The organism is Mycobacterium sp. (assembly GCF_019247635.1).
Lineage (GTDB): Bacteria > Actinomycetota > Actinomycetes > Mycobacteriales > Mycobacteriaceae > Mycobacterium.
The window spans coordinates 39226-60216 of record NZ_JAFBAR010000078.1 but is presented as its reverse complement, the minus strand read 5'-3'; the positions used below and the strand labels follow the sequence as shown (position 1 = coordinate 60216).

Genomic DNA, 20991 nt, shown 5'->3' with positions numbered 1-20991 from the left:
CCTCCACCCCCACCCAAGCCGCCCCCACCTCAACCCAGGCCCCACCCGCCTCGACCCCGGCGACGCACACGACCTACTTGGCCCAGGTCGTCCTCGCCACCGGAATCACCGACCCCCACGGGCTGGCTGTCGACGCCGCGGGCGACGTCTACGTCACCGATAGCGGCAACAGCGTGTCCAATTTGCCGGCCGGCACGGGCACCCCGCGCCTGCTGCCGTTCAGCGGGCTCAGCAGCCCCGCCGGGGTGGCGGTGGACCCCACCGGCAACGTCTACGTCGCCGATTGGGGCAACAACAGGGTGCTCAAGCTGACACCGGGCGCGCTCGTCCCGAGCGTGCTGCCGTTCAGCGGACTCCAGGGGCCCTTCGGGGTGGCGGTGGACGCGGCGGGCAACGTCTACGTCGCCGATAACTCGAACGCCCGGGTGCTCAAACTGCCGGCGGGTGGGACCGCCCAGACCGTGTTGCCGTTCGCCGGACTCGACACGCCCCACGGGGTCGCGGTGGACACCGCGGGCAACGTCTACGCCACCGACTACGGCAACAACCGGGTGCTCAAGCTGCCGGCCGGCTCGAGCACCCCGACGGTGTTGCCCTTCACCGACCTGCGTTCGCCCTGGGGGGTGGCGGCGGACACCGCGGGCGACGTCTACGTCGTCGACTACGGCAACACCCGGGTGGTCAAACTCGCGACAGGCGCAACCACCCAAACCGCGCTGCCGTTCAGCGGCCTCAAAAATGCCGTCGGGGTCGCGGTCGATGCGGCGGGCAATGTCTATGTCACCGACGGCGACAACAACCGGATACTCAAGCTGCCGGCGGGTTAGTCGCTGCGTAGGAGCGTGGCGCCTCTTGTGATTCGCAAAAAGAAAACGTAATGTCACTTTCAGTTTTCTGTCGAAAGGTCCGGGGAGTCAGCATGGAATCCTTCATCCACCTGCGAAAAGGCAAGACTCCACGACGGCTGCATGCAGACCTCGACGGACTCAAGGACGACGAGCTGGGGCGGGGCGGTTTCACCGGGCGGACCGCCAACATCTACCGTCGCCACGACCCCACCGCGTACCGGGCCGTCGGCCCACTGCGCCCCATCGACGTGCTGTCCAGCGAACTCAAACCCAGCGATGCCACCGACGCCGCCGGTGGGCCACTGCTGATGTTCAGCAACCCCGACTGCCGAATTCTGCTGAGCCGCCGCCACGAGCCGATGCCGTTCTACACCCGTCACGTCGACGGGGATCTGCTGTGCTTTGTGCACCGGGGCGCCGGTCTGCTGGAGACTGAGTTCGGGCCGCTGCGCTATCGAGAGGGCGACTGGGTTTACATCCCGAAGGCGTGTACCTGGCGCCAAATACCCGACGGCGAAACCACTTTATTGATGGTCGAGGCCACCGACGAGTTCCGGGTACCCCCGCCCGGGCAGCTGGGCCGGCACTTCCCGTTCGACCCGTCACAGGCCGTCATTCCCGAGCCGAGCCCCATCGACGACACCTTGGCATTGGCCGGTCGCGACGAGTACGAGGTCCGGCTGATGCATGACGGCGGCCCGACAACGCTGTATTACCAACACAATCCGATCGACGTGGAGGGTTGGCGCGGCGACAACTTCGCGTTCACCTTCAACATCGCCGACTACAACGTGATCGCCTCGGACAGCGTGCATCTGCCACCGACGGTGCATCTGTTCATGCAGGCCACCGGCGTTTACGTGATGAATTTTTTGCCGAAGCCGGCTGAAGGTGTCCAAGGCACCGAACGCACGCCGTGGTACCACCGCAACGTCGACTACGACGAGATCGCCTTCTTCCACGGCGGTTCGCTCTACGGCATCCCGATGCCACCCGGGTTGATTTCCCATGCGCCGCAAGGAGTTCACCACGGCGCCCCGGAGAAGGCGCGCGAACGTACGCGGCGCAAGTTCGACGAGTACTCGCGGGTGGACTGGCAGGTGATCGCCGTCGACACCCGCCGGCGACTGACGCCGTCTGCCGAAGTGCTGGCGCACGACCTGGGACAACACGCATGAAACAGGCCGTGAAGCACGACTACGACCGAATCCCCTATCTCGTTGCCTTCCAGAACAATTCCGGTGTGCGCGACGTGTACGGCGGCCTGGCCGAAATCACCGTGCTGGAGAGCTATCTGCTCAAGCCCAAGGACCGGCCGTCGGACACCGTGCTGGTCTTCATGCACCCGATCGGCGGCGGTGCCTATCTGCCGATGATCAACGCGCTGGCCCGCGCCGGCCACCACGTCATCTACTGCAACAGCCGGTTCCGCGGCACGGACTCGGCGTTGCTGATGGAGAAGGTGGTCGAGGACCTCGGTGAATGCATCAAGGACGCCAAGAACCGGCTGGGTTATCAGAAGGTGGTGCTGGCCGGCTGGAGCGGCGGCGGCTCGCTGTCGGTGTTCTACCAGCAGCAGGCCCAGCACGCGACCATCACGTCCAGCCCGTCGGGCGACGGGCCCGACCTGACCCAGCTCGAGCTGCCCGCCGCCGACGGCATCATGCTGCTCGCCGCGCACATCAGCCGGCACGGCACGCTGACGGAGTGGCTGGACGCGTCCATTCTCGACGAGTCGGACCCGTCCCAGCGGGATCCCGAGCTGGACTTGTATAACCCGGACAACCCCAACCAGCCGCCCTACAGCGAGGAGTTTCTGTCCCGGTACCGGCAGGAGCAGATCGATCGCAACCGCCGGATCACGGCCTGGGTCAAAGACAAGCTGGCCGCACTGCGGGCCGCAGGCCGCCCGCAGGACGAGTTCGGGTTCGTGGTGCACGGCACCATGGCCGACCCGCGCTGGCTGGATCCGGCCGTCGACCCCAACGAACGCACGCCGGGCACCTGCTACCTCGGCGATCCGCGGGTGGTGAACATGGGCCCGGTTGGGCTGGCCCGCTTCTCGACCCTGCGGGGCTGGCTGTCGCAGTGGAGTTATGACGACGCGCGGGGTGACGGCGTGGTGTGCGGCAAGGACGTCGCGATCCCCGCGCTGGTGATCGGTAACCTGGGCGATGATGCCTGCACACCCAGCCACACCCGTCGGCTCTTCGAGGCGATCGGGCATCCCGACAAGGAGATGTACGAAATTCCCGGTGCCACACACTATTACGCGGGTCCAGACCAGCGGGACAAGCTGCGCCAGGCCGTCGACATCGTCAGCGACTGGCTGATCCGCCACGACTTCGCGAGCGGGTGAATGACCTCGGGATCAAACCCCGCCGGTGCGCTGGACGGCGTCCGGGTGCTCGAACTGGGCACCCTGATCGCCGGTCCGTTCGCCGGCCGGCTGCTCGGCGACATGGGCGCCGACGTCATCAAGGTGGAGCCGCCCGGCGCCCCCGATCCGTTGCGCACCTGGGGGCAGGCCGAACTCGACGGCCAGCACGTGTTCTGGACGGTGCACGCCCGCAACAAGCGGGCGATCACGCTGGACCTGCGCCGGCCGCGCGGCCGGGCCCTCTTCCTGGAACTCGTCGAGAAGTCCGACATCGTGGTGGAGAATTTTCGGCCGGGCACGCTGGAAAAGTGGAACCTCGGCTATAACGTGCTGAGCGAACGCAATCCGGGCATCATCCTGGTCCGCGTCTCGGGTTACGGCCAGACCGGGCCCGACGCGCACAAGGCGGGTTACGCCTCGGTGGCCGAGGCCGCCAGCGGGCTGCGTCACCTCAACGGCTTCCCCGGCGGGCCGCCGCCCCGGCTCGCGCTGTCGCTGGGCGACAGCCTGGCCGGCATGTTCGGCGCCCAGGGCGCGCTGGCCGCGCTGTACCGCCGCAGCGTCACCGGGCACGGCCAGGTGGTGGACGTCGCGCTGACCGAATCATGTTTGGCCGTACAGGAATCCACGATTCCGGATTACGACCTGGGTGGGGTGGTGCGCGGACCGTCGGGCACCCGGCTGGAGGGTATCGCGCCGTCCAACATCTACCGCAGCGCCGACGGGTCCTGGGTGGTGATCGCGGCCAACCAGAACACCGTGTTCGCCCGACTCTGCCAGGCGATGGGACGCTCGGAGTTGATCGCCGACGACCGCTTCGCAACGCACGTCGCGCGGGGCCGAAACCAGGACGAACTGGACAAGATCATCGGCGCGTGGGCCGCCGAGCGCCAACCCGCAGAGATCATCGAAACCCTTTCTGCCGCAGGCGTGATCGCCGGACCGATCAACACGGTCGCCGAGGTGGTCAACGATCCGCAGCTACGCGCCCGCGACATGCTGGTCGAACACTTCGACGAACGGGTCGGGCGCGCCGTCCTCGGACCGGGTGTCGTTCCGGTGCTGTCCGAGTCGCCGGGCCGCGTCCGCAACGCCGGCCCGGCGCGACCGGGCCAGCACAACGACGACGTCTATGGCGGGCTGCTGGGCAAGACCGCCGAGGAGCTCGAGGAATTGCGCGCCGAGGAGGTGCTGTGAACCCCCACATCGACATCCGTGAGGTGTCCCTGCGCGACGGCCTGCAGATCGAGAAGCCAATCCCGTTGTCGGCCAAGCTGGAACTGCTGGCCGCGGTCGCCGCGACCGGGGTGCGTGAGGTGGAGGCCACGGCGTTCGTGTCGCCGACGAAGGTGCCGTCCATGGCCGACGCCGCCGAACTGGCCGCCGAGCTGCACAACTACCCCGACATCGAGTTCTCGGCGCTGGTGGCCAGTCCCAACGGCGCCAAGCGCGCCGTTGCGGCCGGGCTGCGGTCGATCGAGTACGTGGTGGCGGCCAGCGACGCATTCAGCATGGCCAACGTCGGGCGGACCAGCGGCGAGGCCACCGCACAGATCGGCGAGATCGTCGCGATCGCCCACGACAGCGACGTCTCCGTGGAGGTCATCGTGGCCACCGCGTGGGACTGTCCGTTCGAGGGGCCCACGGCGCCCCGCCGGGTGCTCGACATCGGGGCCACCGCCCGCGACCGGGGCGTGGACCGGTTCTCGATCGCGGACACCATCGGCACCACGACCCCGGGCAGGGTGAGTTCGCTTATCGCGCAACTTCGTCCGGTCATCGGTGACATTCCGCTCGGCGGTCACTTCCACAACACCCGCGGCGCGGGACTGGCGAGCGCCTATGCGGCCGTGGGCGCCGGTGTCACCCGGCTGGACGCCTCGGTCGGGGGCCTGGGCGGTTGCCCATTCGCGCCGGGCGCCACCGGCAACATCGCCACCGAAGATCTGGTGTACCTCTTGACCGACAGCGGTTTGCACGTCGATGTCGACCTGTCTGCCTCCCTCGAGGCAGCCGAGGTCGCGAAGTCTGTTGTGGGCCACGACCTGCCGAGCGCCCTGCTGCGCGCGGGAGACCGGATCCGGGACTGATGCTGATGGCCGCCGAAGAATTGCGGAAGCTCAGTCCCAAAGGCCTCCAGACCCGGCAGGCACTCGAACAGGCCGCGCGGAAACTGTTCGCGGAGCGCGGCTTTCACGGCACCACCCTGGCCGACATCACGGCCGCGGCGGGAAAATCCTCGGCGGTGTTCTACCGGTATTTCACTGACAAGGAAGACCTACTGGCCGCCCTCGCGGAGTCGTTCCTGCATGACGTCGTCGAACCGTCCGGGCTAAGCGTTCACCTGCCGGACTCCGCCGCCGACGACACATTTTTCACTTCGGTGGTCACCGGCTACTGGAACATCTTCAAGCAGAACATCGGGATCATGATCGCCGTCGCCCAACTGGCCGTCACCCAGCCGCGGTTCGCCACCGTGCAGAACGAATTCCGCCGCTTCGGCATGGACATCGTGGCCGCGTCGGTTCGGCGCGCCCAGGAGCAGGGCTACGCCGGTGAACTCCATCCCGAGCACACCGCGGCCGCCATCGCCCTGCTGTTCGAGAACTTCACGACCGTCTTCGTGGGACCATCCGACCTCGGAGTCAAGATCGACGACGCGGACGCCATAACCACACTGTCGCGGATTTGGAAGAAGACGCTGTACGGATCCTAGCGTTCGACAAGAGGAGATCATCAACGTGGATTTCAGCCTCCCAGAACATCTTCCGGGCCTACTCGCCGAGATGGATGAGTTTATCGAGACCGAGATCAAGCCACTGGAACGCGAACACATTCAATACTTCGATCATCGCCGCGAGAATGCCCGCACCGACTGGGACAACGGTGGCATTCCGCGACGCGAATGGGAGGACCTGCTCGGCGAGATGCGCAGGCGCGCCGACAAGGCCGGCTGGCTGCGCTACGGCCTGCCGCGACAGTTCGGCGGTCGCGACGGCACCAACATCGACATGGCCGTCATCCGGGAATATTTGGCGCACAAGGGACTCGGCTTGCACAACGACCTGCAGGACGAGTCGTCGATCGTCGGCAATTTCCCCCAGGTCATCATGATGGACCGGTTCGGCACCGCGGCCCAGAAGCAGGAGTGGACCGAAGCGCTCATCACCGGCGAGCGCTCGATGGCGTTCGGGCTGACCGAGCCGAATCACGGGTCCGACGCCACCTGGTTGCAGACCCGGGCCGAGCGTGACGGCGCCGGCTGGGTCATTAACGGCGCCAAGCGATTCAACACCGGTGTGCATCGCGCCACGCACGACCTGGTGTTCGCCCGCACCTCGGGCGAGGCCGGCCAGACGCGCGGCATCACCGCGTTCCTGGTTCCGACCGATGCCCCCGGCTTCACCGTGCCGTACTACTGGTGGACGTTCAACATGCCGACCGACCACGGCGAGGTCGAGCTCGACGACGTCCGGGTGCCCGACGACGCCGTCCTCGGCGAAGTCGACCGCGGCCTCGAGGTGGGCCAGACCTTCTTGCACGAGAACAGGATTCGTCAGGCCGCCAGCAGCCTCGGTGCCGCACAGTACTGCATCGACCGGGCGGTGGCCTACGCCGGCGAACGCACGGTGTTCGGCAAGCCGTTGGCGGTGAACCAGGCCATCCAGTGGCCGCTGGTCGAGCTGCAGACCGAGGCACAGATGGTGCGGCTGCTGGTCTACTACGCCGCCACGCACCTGGACCGCAACCACCACATGGAAGTGTCCGACAAGGTGTCGATGGCCAACTACCGCGCCAACCGGCTGGTCTGTGACGCGGCCGACCGCACTATGCAGGTGTTCGGCGGCGTGGGCTACAGCCGGCACGAACCCTTCGAGCACATCTACCGCCACCACCGCCGGTACCGGATCACCGAGGGCGCGGAGGAGATTCAGATCCGCCGAGTCGCGCAGCGGCTGTTCAAGTTTGGCAAGGCCCGTGGCTGAGCTGGCCGCCAAACTGAAAGCGGTGCTCGGCGGGGGGACAGAAATCGACAACCTGCGTGTGCTCACCGGTGGCGCCAGCAGAACCACCTGGGCGTTCGACGCTGTCACGGGCGCCGACCGCCGGGCACTGATCCTGCGCACCGGGCCGCCCGACGACATGCACGCCACCATGGAGCTGGAAGCGCGGGTACAGGCGGCCGCCGCGGCAGCAGGGGCGCCCGTCCCGCACGTCCTGACCGCCGACGATTCGCCTGCGGCACTGGGCAATCCGTTTCTGATCTGCGAAGAGATCAAGGGCGAAACCATCGTCCGGCGCATCCAACGTCAACTCGGCGACGGTGCGGGCCGGGAGCGGCTGCTACGCCACTGCGCCCGCGCGCTGGCGGCCATCCACCGGGCCGACGCGAGTGATCAAGGCCTGACCCGCGAGGACCCCGTCGCACAGTGGCGGACGCGCCTCGACGACATCGGCGATACCACCGCCACCTTCGAATGGACGTTCCGCTGGCTCGACGCCAACCGGCCCGCGGCGTCGCAGCCGTCGGTGCTGGTGCACGGCGACTACCGGATGGGAAATCTCGTCGTAGACGGATCCGACCTCGCCGCGGTGCTGGACTGGGAGCTGGTGCACGTCGGCGAGGCCTACGAGGACCTGGCCTGGTTTTGCGTGCGCGCCTGGCGGTTCGGCGCTCCGGCGGAACTCGCGGCCGGGGGTCTGGGCAGCATTGACAGCTTCCTGGGGGCCTATCAGGAGGCCGGCGGGACTAGCGTCGACCGGGTGACGTTTCGCTGGTGGCTGGTGCTGGCCACGCTGCGGTGGGGAATCATCTGCCGCTACCAGGCGGAGCGCCACCTGAGCGGGCAGTCCCGGTCCGTGGAGTTGGCGACGATAGGCCGCCGGGTCTGCGAGAACGAATGGGATCTGCTCGACCTGCTCGAGGAGGCGGCCACATGAGCGGCACCAATCGACACGGCCGGCCGACGGCGGCCGAACTAGTCGCGGCGGTCGCCGAGTTCCTCGAAGGCGATGTCCGGGACGCGACCAGCGGGCAGGTCAATTTTCACGCCCGAGTGGCCGCCAACGCGTTGCGGATGGTCGAACGCGAACTGCTCAATGCCGATCACTCGGAGGTGGACGCGGCGCTGGCGCATTTAGGCTTCGGCGACGAGGCCGCCCTTGCCGCCGCGATCCGGGCCGGCGAGCTGGACGCCGGCCCCGACGACGTGCTCGCCGGCCTGCGCGCAGTGGTCGGGCATCGGTTGGCGGCAGCCCATCCCGGATACGACAGCTGTTAAGGCGAACGGAGGTCACGCCATGCCCGCGAGAACGGGGAGAACCGGGAAAGCCCAGGACGGCATCGTCGAGGTCGCCGATCGGCTGTTCAGCGCCATCGAGAACAGCGACGTCGCCGCGGTGGAACAAATGTGGAGCGATGACATCGCGGTCTGGCGGGTGGGCGCGCGTCGGGACAACGACAAACCGCGTGCGCTGCGGGTGATCGATTGGTTCATCGCGGCGACGGCCGAACGCAGCTACGAGATCCTCGACCGCCGGATCTTCCACGACGATTCCGGCAGGGGCTTCGTCCAGCAGCACATCCTGCGCGGCACCGGTCACGCCGGGCAGTCGATCGCCATGCGGGTCTGCATCGTCATCAAACTGGACGCGGATAGCCTGATCAACCGCATCGACGAGTATTTCGACCCCGCCGATCTCGCCCCGTTAATCGAAACCCACTGAGATCCAAACCACTGATTGAGAAGAGGTTGGTGATGACGACCCTGGAAACATTCCTCGACGATCCCGATAGCGCGGGTGCGTGGACCTTGGTTCCGGATCGCTCGACGATCACGTTCAAGATCAAGAACATGTGGGGCCTGGTGCCCGTGAAGGGAAAGTTCACCGAGTTCACCGGCGAAGGACAGCTCGCCGACAACCGCTCGGTCTCGGGCCGCCTCGACATTCAGGTCGCCTCGTTGGACACCGGCATCGGCCGTCGTGACAAGCACCTGCTCTCCGCGGACTTCTTCGACGCCGAACGCTTCCCGCACATGAGTGTCGCCGTCACCGCCCTGCAACCGACCACCGCCCGCGCCGCCGACCTGCGGGCCACTTTCACGATCAAAGGCAGGACCGAGTGGGTCCCGTTGCCCGTGACGATCGCCGAGCTGGACGACGGCTCCGTGCGGATATCGGGTGAAACCGAAGTGGAGCGCTCCCAGTTCGGGCTGGACTGGAACAGGCTCGGCATGATCGGCGACGCGGCGACGGTGGCCGCTGAGGCCGTCTTCGTGCGGGCGACCCGGTAAAGCCGGCCTCGCCCCAGTACCATCTCCACCGTGCCTGAACCCACGGTCGCCCTGCGGATCCTCGTCTACAGCAACAACGTGCAAACCCGCGAACGAGTGATCCGGGCCCTGGGCAAGCGCCTGCATCCGGATCTGCCCGAGCTGAACTACGTCGAGGTCGCCACCGGTCCCCGAGTGATACAGCTGATGGATGAGGGTGGCATCGATCTGGCCATCCTGGACGGCGAGGCGACGCCGACCGGTGGTATGGGGATCGCCAAGCAGCTCAAAGACGAACTGACGGAATGCCCGCCGGTCCTGGTCCTCACCGGACGCCCCGACGATGCCTGGCTGGCGAACTGGTCGCGGGCCGAGGCCGCGGTCTCGCACCCGATCGACCCCATCGTGCTGGGTCGCACGGTGCTCGGGCTGCTACGCGCTCCAGCGATTTAGTCAAGGCCGGCGATCAGGCCCGGCGATCAGGCACGACGACGTCCCGGCCACGTCCCAGTCACGCCCGAATCCGGAAACCCTCTTCGTCGGGAGTTTCTTCGGCTGGAGTTTCCGGCGCGCGTGGCGAGTCCCAGCTGATCGCGGGCCACACGCCCCTGGCGGATTCTGCCGCCGGCGTCCGCTCTACCGGCGCGGATGGCGCGGCCGCCGGCGCGGCCGACACTGCGCTCGCCGCGGTGTCCACCGCCGCCACCGTTGCGGCTGCCGATTCGACGGTCTCTGCGGCGGGCGCTGTGGTCTCGACCGCTTCGGCCGCTCCAGCTTCCGATGCTTCCGGGGCCGCTTGCTCTTCGGCCGGCCGCGCCGGCGGTGCCGTGGCCGCGAATCCACCGGTGGCCACACCCCCGGTGGTCGCCGACGAACCCGTCGCCGCCAGCAGGCTTGAGGCACCCATCGCCACCGACATGAAGGCCCCGGTCGGGACCGCCGTCAGGCCGACCGCGCCGCTAGTCAGGTTTGCGGTGGCGGCGCTGAGTCCGGGGGCACTCGCAGGACTACCGGAGCCCGCATTCGCGCCGTCGGCAATCCCCGAACCGGCGCCCGCGTCCCCGGTGCCCGCGCTCGACAGCGCGGTGGGGCCGGCACCGGTGGCACCCACCGTGCCCGCGCCGACACCCGCACCTGCGCCCGACGCCGGACCCGAGCTGACGGGCCCCTGCCCGCCGCCCGCTGCCGCGATCGGTCCAGCGCCTGCTCCGCCACCCATGGCGCCCGCCGCGCCGCCTGCGCTCGGCAGGCCAGCCAAACCCCCCAGGCTCGGAAGGGCACCCTGCCAACTGGGCAGTTGGGCGGCCGCCGATGCGGCTCCCGAGTAGTACCCCACCATCGCCGAAACGTCCGCCGCCCACATCTCCTCGTACTGGGCCTCGGCGGCGGCGATCGCCGGCGCGTTCTGGCCGAACAGGTTCGACATCACCAACTGCACGAAAGCATTGCGATTGACGTCGATCGCGATGGGCGCCACGGTCGCCGACGCCGCGGCCTCGAACGCCGAAACCACCGTCCGCGCCTGCGTTGCCGCACCCATGGCCTGGGACGCCGCCGCGCTCAACCAACCCGCATAGGGTGCCGCCGCAGTCAACATCGCCTGGGCCGCCGCACCCTGCCACGCCTGACCGGCCAGCCCCGAGGTCACCGACGAAAACGAGTTTGCCGCCGTCCCCAACTCGGCAGCCAATCCATCCCAGGCCGCCGCTGCCTGCAGCATCGGCCCCGAACCGGCGCCCGAATACATCAGCAAAGAATTAATCTCAGGCGGCAAAGCAAAGAAACTCATCGCCACGTCCTCCGTAAGTAGGTGTCGCAGCCGCGCACAATCACCGAAACCCCCGACCGAACACCGATGGCGACCAGCCTATAACGCCGTCGCCGCGGGCTTCCCCCAAATTTACATAATTCCACCGGTCGAGGGCGTCGACCGGATATTCGACCGCCGGTCGCCGATGGTCGCCGATGGTCGCCGATGGTCGCCGTGGCGACCGATGGTCGCACCGATTCGGTTGCCGCGTGCACGGGAACGCAAGCGGACCCCGGGCATGAGCTCCAGCCGCCGCGACGCTATGTTGAAGGTCACTGTGGCGGTACGCAGAACCCGTACGTCACAGCAGCCCAGTCACCGCCTGACCGCTGCGCTGGCGGCCCCTACAAGCCCTTTACACGGACCTTGGAGCGAGTTGAACGTCTACATACCCATCCTGGTGCTGGGGGCGATTGCCACCGCCTTCGCCGTGGGCTCGGTTTTCATCGCGAGCCTGGCCGGCCCGTCACGCTACAACCGGTCCAAGTTGGCGGCCTACGAGTGCGGGATCGAGCCCACCGAAAGTTCGGTCAGCGGCCCGCACGCGGCCAGCGGGCAGCGGTTTCCGGTGAAGTATTACCTGACCGCAATGTTGTTTATCGTCTTCGACATCGAAATCGTGTTCCTCTATCCATGGGCGGTCAGCTACGACGCCCTCGGGACGTTCGCGTTGGTCGAGATGGTGGTGTTCGTGCTCACGGTTTTCGTGGCCTACGCATACGTGTGGCGCCGCGGGGGCCTGACGTGGGATTGAGGTAAGGCGTGGGCCTGGAAGAACAGCTGCCCGGCGGCATCCTGCTGTCCACAGTCGAGAAGGTGGCGGGCTACGTTCGCAAGAACTCGCTGTGGCCGGCGACGTTCGGGTTGGCCTGCTGCGCCATCGAGATGATGGCGACGGCGGGACCGAGGTTCGACATCGCGCGGTTTGGCATGGAGCGCTTCTCGGCGACGCCCCGGCAGGCCGATCTGATGATCGTGGCGGGGCGGGTCAGCCAGAAGATGGCACCGGTGCTGCGCCAGATCTACGACCAGATGGCCGAGCCCAAGTGGGTTCTCGCCATGGGCGTTTGCGCCTCGTCGGGCGGGATGTTCAACAACTACGCGATCGTGCAGGGCGTCGACCACATCGTGCCGGTCGACATCTACCTGCCCGGCTGCCCGCCGCGCCCGGAGATGCTGCTCTACGCAATCCTCAAGCTGCACGAGAAGATTCAGGAAATGCCGCTGGGCGTCAACCGGCAGGACGCCATCGCCGAAGCCGAGGAAGCCGCGATGTCGGCCAGGCCCACGATCGAGATGCGCGGACTGCTGCGATGAGTTCGCCAGACCAGGATCCGCAGGAAGCAACTGCGGTGGCCGATCAGGAAGTGATCAACGTCCGGCGCGGCATGTTCGGGGTGACCGGCAGTGGTGACACCTCCGGTTACGGACGCCTGGTGCGCGAGGTCACGCTGCCCGGCAGCAGTCCCCGGCCCTACGGTGGCTACTTCGACGACATCGCCGACCGGCTGGCAGACGCGTTGCAGCGCGAAGGCGTCGAGTACGAAGACGCGATAGAGAAGGTCGTGGTCGATCGCAACGAACTGACCCTGCACGTGCGTCGGGAGCTGCTGCCGCAGGTCGCCCAGCGGCTGCGCGACGACCCCGAACTGCGCTTCGAGCTGTGTCTGGGTGTCAGCGGGGTGCATTATCCGCACGAGACGGGCCGGGAGCTGCACGCCGTCTATCCGCTGCAGTCGATCACCCACAACCGCCGTGTCCGGCTGGAAGCGTCTGCGCCGGACAGTGATCCGCATATCCCGTCGTTGTTTTCGATCTACCCGACCAACGACTGGCACGAGCGCGAGACGTATGACTTCTTCGGGATCATCTTCGACGGCCATCCGTCGCTGACCCGAATCGAGATGCCCGACGACTGGCACGGGCATCCGCAACGCAAGGACTATCCACTCGGCGGGGTCCCGGTCGAATACAAGGGCGCGCAGATACCTCCGCCCGACGAGCGGAGGGGTTATAACTGATGACCAACACAGAAACCGTCCTGGTCGCCGGCGGTCAGGACTGGGACGAGATCGTCGACGCGGCCCGTAACGCGGATCCCGGCGAACGCATCGTCGTCAACATGGGCCCCCAGCACCCCTCCACGCACGGAGTGCTGCGGCTGATCCTCGAGATCGAGGGCGAGACGGTCACCGACGTCCGCTGCGGAATCGGCTACCTGCACACCGGAATCGAGAAGAACCTCGAATACCGCTACTGGACGCAGGGCGTCACCTTCGTGACCCGGATGGATTACCTGGCACCGTTTTTCAACGAGACCGCCTACTGCCTGGGCGTGGAGAAGCTGCTGGGCATCACCGAGGAGATCCCGGAGCGCGTCAACGTCATCCGAGTGATGATGATGGAGCTCAACCGGATCTCGTCGCATCTGGTCGCCTTGGCGACCGGCGGCATGGAACTGGGCGCGATGACCCCGATGTTCGTCGGTTTCCGGGGCCGCGAGATCGTCCTGACTTTGTTCGAATCGATCACCGGGCTGCGGATGAACAGTGCCTACATCCGGCCCGGCGGCGTCGCGCAGGATCTGCCGCCCAACGCCGAAAAAGAGATCGAGGAAGCCCTCAAGCAGCTGCGTGTCCCGCTGCGCGAGATGGGCGAGTTGCTCAATGAAAACGCGATCTGGAAGGCGCGCACCGAGGGTGTGGGCTACCTGGATCTGACCGGCTGCATCGCGCTGGGCATCACCGGCCCGATCCTGCGTTCCACGGGGCTGCCCCACGACCTGCGCAAGAGCGAGCCCTACTGCGGTTATGAGAACTACGAGTTCGACGTGATCACCGCGGACACGTGTGATGCCTACGGCCGCTACATGATTCGCGTCAAGGAAATGTGGGAGTCGATCAAGATCGTCGAGCAGTGCCTGGACAAATTGCGGCCCGGACCGACCATGATCGAGGACCGTAAGCTCGCCTGGCCGGCGGACCTGAAGGTCGGCCCGGACGGCATGGGCAACTCCCCGGAGCACATCGCCAAGATCATGGGCAGCTCGATGGAAGCGTTGATCCACCACTTCAAGTTGGTCACCGAGGGCATTCGCGTCCCGGCGGGCCAGGTCTACGCGGCGGTGGAATCACCGCGCGGTGAGCTCGGCGTGCACATGGTCAGTGACGGCGGCACCCGTCCCTACCGGGTGCACTATCGGGACCCTTCCTTCACCAACCTGCAGTCGGTCGCCGCCATGGGTGAGGGCGGGATGGTCGCCGATCTGATCACCGCGGTCGCCAGCATCGACCCGGTGATGGGCGGGGTGGATCGATGACAGAACCCGATTCCAACCCGGTCCCTCACTCCGGAGAGCGCGTATTCATCCGGCTCGGTCCGCCGGCCGAAGAGCCCAGCCAGTTCGTGGTCGAGGGCGCCCCGCAGTCGTACCCGGCGGAAGTACAGGCGCGACTGGAGGTCGAGGCCAAGGAGATCATCGGCCGCTACCCCAACAAGCGCTCGGCGTTGTTGCCGCTATTGCATCTGGTGCAGGGCGAGGACTCTTACCTGACGCCGGCCGGTCTGGAGTTCTGCTCGAGCCAGCTGGGACTGACCGGCGCCGAGGTATCGGCGGTGGCCAGCTTCTACACCATGTACCGGCGCGGCCCGACGGGCGAATACCTGGTCGGCGTGTGCACCAACACGCTGTGCGCGGTGATGGGCGGCGACGCCATCTTCTCCGACCTCCAGGCACACCTGGGCATCGGCAACGACGAGACCACCGGCGACGGCACGATCACGCTGCAACGTATCGAGTGCAACGCCGCCTGTGACTTCGCGCCGGTGGTGATGGTCAACTGGGAATTCTTCGACAACCAGACGTCTGAGTCGGCGCGCGAACTCGTGGACTCGTTGCGCGCCGGCGAGCCCAAGGCGCCCACCCGCGGCGCGCCGCTGTGCGGTTTCCGCCAGACCTCGCGCATCCTGGCCGGCCTGCCCGACCCGCGTCCCGACGACGGCCAGGGCGGCGCCGGTGCGGCCACGCTGGCCGGCCTGCGGGTGGCCCACGAGCAGGGCATGCAGGCGCCGGAAGCACCCGAGGCTCAGTCATGACCACGCCTTTGACCCCGGTGATCAGTAAGTACTGGGACGACCCCGAGTCGTGGACCCTGCAGACCTATCAGCGCTACGACGGTTACCAGGCGCTGAAGAAGGCCCTGGCGATGGAGCCCGACGCGGTGATCGGGGCCGTCAAGGACTCCGGGCTGCGCGGGCGCGGCGGTGCGGGCTTCTCCACCGGCACGAAATGGTCGTTCATCCCGCAGGGCGACACCGGTGCCGCCGCCAAGCCGCACTACCTCGTGGTCAACGCCGACGAGTCGGAACCCGGTACGTGCAAAGACATTCCGCTGATGCTGGCCACACCGCACCTGCTCGTCGAAGGCGTCATCATCGCCTCCTACGCGATCCGCGCCAGTCACGCGTTCATCTACGTGCGCGGTGAGGTGCTGCCGGTGTTGCGGCGGCTGCAGAACGCGGTGGCCGAGGCGTATGACGCCGGCTTCCTGGGCCGCGACATCGCCGGGTCGGGCTTCGATTTGGAACTGGTGGTGCACGCGGGAGCGGGCGCCTATATCTGCGGCGAGGAAACCGCGCTGCTCGATTCGCTGGAAGGCCGCCGCGGTCAGCCGCGGCTGCGCCCGCCGTTTCCCGCGGTGGCCGGCCTGTACGGCTGCCCCACGGTGATCAACAACGTCGAGACCATCGCCAGCGTGCCGCCGATCATCCTCAACGGGGTCGACTGGTTCCGGTTGATGGGCAGCGAGAAATCGCCCGGCTTCACGTTGTATTCGCTGTCCGGGCACGTGACCCGGCCGGGCCAGTACGAGGCGCCACTGGGCATCACGTTGCGCGAGTTGCTGGCGTACGCCGGCGGGGTCCGTGCCGGTCACCGGCTCAAGTTCTGGACGCCGGGTGGATCGTCGACGCCGCTTTTGACCGACGAGCACCTGGACGTGCCGCTGGACTACGAGGGCGTGGGCGCCGCGGGGTCGATGCTGGGGACCAAGGCGCTGGAGATCTTCGACGAGACCACGTGTGTGGTTCGCGCGGTGCGGCGCTGGACCGAGTTCTACAAACACGAATCGTGCGGGAAATGCACGCCGTGCCGCGAAGGAACCTTCTGGCTGGACCAGATCTACAAGCGTCTGGAAACCGGCGGTGCCATCCGCGAGGATCTCGACAAGCTGCTCGACATCTCCGACGCGATCTTGGGAAAGTCGTTCTGCGCCTTGGGCGATGGCGCCGCGAGCCCGGTGACGTCGTCGATCGAGCATTTCCGCGACGAGTACATCGCCCACGTCGAACACGGTGGATGCCCGTTCGACCCCAAAGACTCCATGCTGACCAGTGGGCGCGAAAGCGTGAAGGGGACGACAGCCAAGTGACTAGTGCGGCCAAAACTGAAACCGGCGACGGGGTTGCCCAACCGGAGATGGTGAAGCTGACGATCGACGGGGTCGAAATCAGCGTTCCCAAGGGGACTCTGGTGATCCGCGCGGCCGAGCTGATCGGGATCCAGATCCCGCGGTTCTGCGACCACCCCCTGCTCGAGCCGGTCGGCGCATGCCGGCAGTGCCTGGTCGAGGTCGAGGGACAACGCAAGCCGCTGGCCTCCTGCACCACCGTGGTCAGCGACGACATGGTGGTGCGCACCCAGCTGACGTCGGCGGCCGCCGACAAGGCCCAGCACGGCGTGATGGAACTGCTGCTGATCAACCACCCGCTGGACTGCCCGATGTGCGACAAGGGCGGCGAATGCCCGCTGCAGAACCAGGCCATGTCCAACGGCCGGGCCGAATCACGCTTCACCGACGTCAAGCGCACCTTCGCCAAGCCGATCAACATCTCCTCCCAGGTGCTGCTGGACCGGGAACGCTGCATCCTGTGCGCGCGCTGCACACGGTTCTCCGAGCAGATCGCCGGGGATCCGTTCATCGACATGCAGGAGCGGGGCGCCCTGCAGCAGGTCGGGATTTACGCCAATGAGCCGTTCGATTCCTACTTCTCGGGAAACACGGTGCAGATCTGCCCGGTCGGTGCGCTGACCGGGACCGCCTACCGTTTCCGCGCGCGCCCGTTCGACCTGGTGTCCAGCCCGAGCGTGTGTGAGCACTGCGCGGGCGGGTGCGCCGAGCGCACCGACCACCGCCGCGGCAAGGTGCTACGGCGGCTGGCCGGCGACGACCCGGAAGTCAACGAGGAGTGGAACTGCGACAAGGGCCGGTGGGCCTTCAGGTACGCGACCCAACCCGACGTGCTCAGCACTCCCCTGGTTCGCGACGCCGACGGCGCGCTGCAGCCCGCGTCGTGGGCGCATGCGATGGTGGCGGCCGCCCACGGACTCGAGGCGGCCCGCGGCCGCACCGGGGTGCTGGTCGGTGGCCGGGTGACCTGGGAGGACGCCTACGCCTACGCAAAGTTTGCGCGAATCACGCTGGACACCAACGACATTGACTTCCGTGCCCGTCCGCACTCGGCCGAGGAGACCGAGTTCCTGGCGGCCCGCGTCGCCGGACGCCCGATCACCGTCAGCTACTCCGGCCTGGAATCCGCGCCCGTGGTGTTGCTGGTCGGGTTCGAACCGGAAGACGAGGCGCCCATCGTGTTCCTGCGGCTGCGCAAGGCGGCGCGCAAGCACGGGATGCCGATCTACGCCGTCGCCCCGTTCGAGACTCGGTCGCTGAAGAAGATGTCCGGCCGGCTGCTCAAGACCGCTCCCGGCGCCGAGCCCGCGACGCTGGACGGCCTGGCCACCGGTGAACTGGGCGACCTGCTGTCCACGCCCGGCGCGGTCATTCTGGTCGGTGAGCGCCTGGCCACGGTGCCCGGTGGCTTGTCCGCCGCGGCCCGCCTCGCCGACGCCACCGGGGCGCGCCTGGCCTGGGTGCCGCGTCGGGCCGGCGAGCGCGGCGCGCTGGAGGCCGGCGCGCTGCCCAACCTGTTGCCCGGTGGCCGTCCCCTGGCCGACGACGCCGCCCGCGCGGAGGTGCGCGCGGCCTGGCACGTCGACGAACTGCCCACTGCCCCTGGGCGGGACGCCGATGGCATCCTGGCCGCCGCCGCCGACGGAACCCTGGGCGCGCTGGTGGTCGGCGGTGTCGAGCCAGCCGATTTCACCGATCCCGACGCGGTGCTGGCCGCACTCGACGCGGCGGGCTTCGTGGTCAGCCTGGAGCTGCGGCACAGCGCCGTCACCGCGCGCGCCGACGTGGTCTTTCCGGTCGCGCCGACGACGCAGAAGGCCGGCGCCTTCGTCAATTGGGAGGGCCGCTACCGCCCGTTCGAGCCCGCGCTGCGCGGCAGCACGTTGCAGGCGAGCCAATCCGACCACCGGGTGTTGGACGCACTGGCCGACGAGATGGGTGTCTATCTGGGGGTGTCCACCGTGGAGGCGGCGCGGGCCGAGGCGGCCGGGCTGGGCAGCTGGAGCGGAAAACGCCCCGGCGGCCCGAATGTCGAAGCAACCGGTCCCCGCGAGCCCGGCAAAGGCGAGGCCGTGCTGACCGGCTGGCGCCTGCTGCTCGACGAGGGCCGCTCGCAGGACGGCGAACCGTATCTGGCGGGCACCGCGCGCGCACCGGTGGTGCGGTTGTCGGCCGACACCGCGGCCGAGATAGGCGCCGCCGAGGGTGAGGACGTCACCGTCAGCACGTCGCGCGGCTCGATCACGTTGCCGCTGACCGTCACCGACATGCCCGACCGGGTGGTGTGGCTGCCGCTGAACTCGCCGGGTTCCGCGGTGCACCGGCAGTTGGGCGTAACTAACGGCGGCGTCGTGGCGATCGGGGTGGGAGCGTGACCGCCTTCGGACACGACACCTGGTGGCTGGTGCTGGGCAAGGCGCTGGCCATCTTCGTGTTCCTCATGTTGAACGTGTTGGTCGCCATCCTGCTCGAGCGCAAGATCCTGGGCTGGATGCAGCTGCGGCCCGGCCCCAACCGGGCGGGGCCATGGGGCGCCCTGCAGAGCCTCGCCGACGGGATCAAGCTGGCGCTCAAGGAGAGCATCACTCCCCGCGGCGTCGACTGGTTCGTCTACATGGCGGCGCCGGTCATCTCGACGATCCCCGCGTTCACCGCGTTCGCGTTCATCCCGTTCGGCCCGGAGGTGTCGGTTTTTGGCCACCGCACGCCGTTGCAGCTGACCGACCTGCCGGTCGCGGTGCTGTTCATCCTGGGGCTGTCGGCGATCGGGGTGTACGGCATCGTGTTGGGCGGCTGGGCATCCGGCTCCACCTACCCGCTGCTGGGCGGGGTGCGCTCCACCGCGCAGGTCATCTCCTACGAGGTGTCGATGGGGCTGTCGTTCGCGGCCGTCTTCCTGTTCGCCGGCACCATGTCGACATCGCAGATCGTGGCGGCCCAGGACCGGGTATGGTACGTGTTCCTGTTGCTGCCGTCGTTCATCACCTATCTCATCTCGATGGTGGGCGAAACCAACCGCGCCCCATTCGACCTGCCCGAGGCCGAGGGTGAGCTGGTCGCCGGCTTCCACACCGAGTACTCGTCGCTGAAGTTCGCCATGTTCATGTTGGCCGAATACGTCAACATGATGACGGTTTCGTCGCTCGCCACGGTCATGTTCTTCGGCGGCTGGCATGCTCCGTGGCCGATCAACATGTGGCCGGGGGCCAACGTCGGCTGGTGGCCGGTGCTCTGGTTCACCGCCAAGATGTGGACCTTCCTGTTCATCTATATGTGGCTGCGAGCCAGCCTGCCCCGGCTCCGTTACGACCAGTTCATGGCGTTGGGCTGGAAGCTACTCATCCCTGCCTCGCTCGTCTGGGTGCTGATCGCCGCGGTCATCCGCACGCTGCGCGACCAGGGTTTGTCGCACTGGACCCCGATTCTGGTGGCCAGCAGCATCGTCTTCGCCGTGGCCTTGGTCTTGCTGCTGCGAAAACCGTTCAGCACGCCCAGTATTCGCCAATTCGAGCGGGAGCAGCGCCGGCTGAGCAAGCAAGCCCCAACCCCGAAGGCCATCGAGCCGGCGTTCCCCACGCCGCCGCTGCCTGCGAAGTCCCTGGCCGGCGCGAGCAAGGAGAAAACACGTGGCTAGATCTATCCGGCATTCTTTGGATGCCTTGGCCGGATTCGGTGTGACGTTCGGGTCGATGTTCAAAAAGCGGGTCACCGAGGAGTATCCGGAGAAGCCGGGCCCGGTCAAGCCGCGCTACCACGGGCGTCATCAACTCAATCGGTACCCCGACGGCCTGGAGAAGTGCATCGGCTGCGAGTTGTGCGCCTGGGCGTGCCCGGCCGACGCGATCTACGTCGAGGGCGCCGACAACACCGAGGAGGCGCGGTTTTCGCCCGGGGAACGGTACGGCCGGGTGTACCAGATCAACTACCTGCGGTGCATCGGCTGCGGTCTGTGCGTCGAGGCCTGTCCCACCAGGGCGCTGACGATGACCAACAACTACGAGATGGCCGACGACAACCGGGCCGACCTGATCTACGAAAAGAACCTGTTGCTGGCCCCGTTGCTGCCCGAGATGACCGCCCCGCCGCATCCCAGGGCGCCGGGGGCCACCGACAAGGACTACTACCAGGGCAACGTGACCGCGCAGGGCTTGCACGAGACCCAGGGCGCGGGATCCGACGGAGCAGCCCGGTGACCGTATTACCGGGCGTT

At 67.5% G+C, this 20991-nt stretch carries 22 protein-coding genes; 21 read left to right on the top strand and 1 reads right to left on the bottom strand.

The genetic code is table 11. From position 1 onward, the window contains the following. The 12 genes from JO236_RS12055 to JO236_RS12000 form a co-directional block, all read left to right on the top strand. The coding region (locus tag JO236_RS12055; RefSeq protein WP_293329941.1) for an NHL repeat-containing protein at positions 1-827 on the top strand (827 nt) is incomplete at its 5' end. A gap of 92 nt (positions 828-919) precedes the next feature. After that, entirely contained in the window at positions 920-2026 is a 1107-nt protein-coding gene (locus JO236_RS12050; RefSeq protein WP_293329938.1) for a homogentisate 1,2-dioxygenase, read from the top strand. An 8-nt stretch (positions 2027-2034) separates the two neighbouring features. Then, positions 2035-3207: an alpha/beta hydrolase gene (locus JO236_RS12045; protein ID WP_293329956.1), complete on the top strand. Its 1173-nt coding sequence runs from the start codon at positions 2035-2037 to the stop codon at positions 3205-3207. Next, the gene (locus tag JO236_RS12040; RefSeq protein ID WP_293329935.1) at positions 3208-4425 is read left to right on the top strand and encodes a CaiB/BaiF CoA transferase family protein; all 1218 of its coding nucleotides are present in this window, start codon (positions 3208-3210) and stop codon (positions 4423-4425) included. Beyond that, positions 4422-5318: a hydroxymethylglutaryl-CoA lyase gene (locus JO236_RS12035; protein WP_293329932.1), complete on the top strand. Its 897-nt coding sequence runs from the start codon at positions 4422-4424 to the stop codon at positions 5316-5318. Before JO236_RS12040 ends, JO236_RS12035 begins: the two co-directional genes overlap by 4 nt. Positions 5319-5323: 5 nt before the next feature. Next, positions 5324-5944: a TetR/AcrR family transcriptional regulator gene (locus JO236_RS12030; RefSeq protein WP_293329929.1), complete on the top strand. Its 621-nt coding sequence runs from the start codon at positions 5324-5326 to the stop codon at positions 5942-5944. Between the two features lie 25 nt (positions 5945-5969). After that, a complete protein-coding gene (locus JO236_RS12025) occupies positions 5970-7214 on the top strand; it encodes an acyl-CoA dehydrogenase family protein (protein ID WP_293329926.1) in 1245 nt (414 codons plus the stop codon). Next, complete coding sequence (locus JO236_RS12020) at positions 7207-8169, top strand: phosphotransferase family protein (protein ID WP_293329923.1); 963 nt, start codon at positions 7207-7209, stop codon at positions 8167-8169. The genes JO236_RS12025 and JO236_RS12020 overlap by 8 nt, the downstream gene beginning before the upstream one ends. Then, positions 8166-8510 carry a DUF6285 domain-containing protein gene (locus JO236_RS12015; protein ID WP_293329921.1) on the top strand — a complete coding sequence of 115 codons (345 nt, stop codon included), beginning with the start codon at positions 8166-8168 and terminating at the stop codon, positions 8508-8510. The genes JO236_RS12020 and JO236_RS12015 overlap by 4 nt, the downstream gene beginning before the upstream one ends. 19 nt (positions 8511-8529) lie before the next feature. Continuing rightward, on the top strand, positions 8530-8955 hold the full coding sequence (locus JO236_RS12010; protein ID WP_293329919.1) for a nuclear transport factor 2 family protein: 426 nt from the start codon (positions 8530-8532) through the stop codon (positions 8953-8955). Between the two features lie 32 nt (positions 8956-8987). Beyond that, positions 8988-9524 carry a YceI family protein gene (locus JO236_RS12005; RefSeq protein WP_293329917.1) on the top strand — a complete coding sequence of 179 codons (537 nt, stop codon included), beginning with the start codon at positions 8988-8990 and terminating at the stop codon, positions 9522-9524. Positions 9525-9554: 30 nt separating this feature from the next. Then, a complete protein-coding gene (locus JO236_RS12000) occupies positions 9555-9956 on the top strand; it encodes a hypothetical protein (protein ID WP_293329914.1) in 402 nt (133 codons plus the stop codon). A gap of 58 nt (positions 9957-10014) precedes the next feature. On the opposite strand, the gene JO236_RS11995 is transcribed toward JO236_RS12000, so the two are convergent. Beyond that, entirely contained in the window at positions 10015-11292 is a 1278-nt protein-coding gene (locus JO236_RS11995) for a PPE family protein (protein WP_293329911.1), read from the bottom strand. Positions 11293-11689: 397 nt separating this feature from the next. Between JO236_RS11995 and JO236_RS11990 the strand changes: the two genes are divergently transcribed. Genes JO236_RS11990 through nuoI form a run of 9 tightly spaced genes read left to right on the top strand, consistent with a single transcriptional unit; the run spans position 11690 to position 20974 of the window. Continuing rightward, positions 11690-12067: an NADH-quinone oxidoreductase subunit A gene (locus tag JO236_RS11990; protein ID WP_293329908.1), complete on the top strand. Its 378-nt coding sequence runs from the start codon at positions 11690-11692 to the stop codon at positions 12065-12067. A gap of 8 nt (positions 12068-12075) precedes the next feature. Then, the gene (locus JO236_RS11985; protein ID WP_293329905.1) at positions 12076-12630 is read left to right on the top strand and encodes a NuoB/complex I 20 kDa subunit family protein; all 555 of its coding nucleotides are present in this window, start codon (positions 12076-12078) and stop codon (positions 12628-12630) included. Further along, entirely contained in the window at positions 12627-13334 is a 708-nt protein-coding gene (locus JO236_RS11980) for an NADH-quinone oxidoreductase subunit C (protein WP_293329902.1), read from the top strand. The genes JO236_RS11985 and JO236_RS11980 overlap by 4 nt, the downstream gene beginning before the upstream one ends. After that, positions 13334-14632 carry an NADH dehydrogenase (quinone) subunit D gene (nuoD, locus tag JO236_RS11975; RefSeq protein ID WP_293329899.1) on the top strand — a complete coding sequence of 433 codons (1299 nt, stop codon included), beginning with the start codon at positions 13334-13336 and terminating at the stop codon, positions 14630-14632. The genes JO236_RS11980 and nuoD overlap by 1 nt, the downstream gene beginning before the upstream one ends. Then, positions 14629-15408 carry an NADH-quinone oxidoreductase subunit NuoE gene (gene nuoE, locus JO236_RS11970; protein WP_293329896.1) on the top strand — a complete coding sequence of 260 codons (780 nt, stop codon included), beginning with the start codon at positions 14629-14631 and terminating at the stop codon, positions 15406-15408. The genes nuoD and nuoE overlap by 4 nt, the downstream gene beginning before the upstream one ends. Then, positions 15405-16742, top strand: coding sequence for an NADH-quinone oxidoreductase subunit NuoF (nuoF, locus tag JO236_RS11965; RefSeq protein WP_293329893.1), 1338 nt, complete (start codon positions 15405-15407; stop codon positions 16740-16742). The genes nuoE and nuoF overlap by 4 nt, the downstream gene beginning before the upstream one ends. Beyond that, entirely contained in the window at positions 16739-19156 is a 2418-nt protein-coding gene (locus tag JO236_RS11960; protein ID WP_293329891.1) for an NADH-quinone oxidoreductase subunit G, read from the top strand. Before nuoF ends, JO236_RS11960 begins: the two co-directional genes overlap by 4 nt. After that, positions 19153-20415 carry an NADH-quinone oxidoreductase subunit NuoH gene (gene nuoH / locus JO236_RS11955; RefSeq protein ID WP_293329888.1) on the top strand — a complete coding sequence of 421 codons (1263 nt, stop codon included), beginning with the start codon at positions 19153-19155 and terminating at the stop codon, positions 20413-20415. The genes JO236_RS11960 and nuoH overlap by 4 nt, the downstream gene beginning before the upstream one ends. Further along, positions 20369-20974 carry an NADH-quinone oxidoreductase subunit NuoI gene (gene nuoI / locus JO236_RS11950; RefSeq protein ID WP_416362226.1) on the top strand — a complete coding sequence of 202 codons (606 nt, stop codon included), beginning with the start codon at positions 20369-20371 and terminating at the stop codon, positions 20972-20974. Before nuoH ends, nuoI begins: the two co-directional genes overlap by 47 nt. Positions 20975-20991 lie beyond the last annotated feature (17 nt).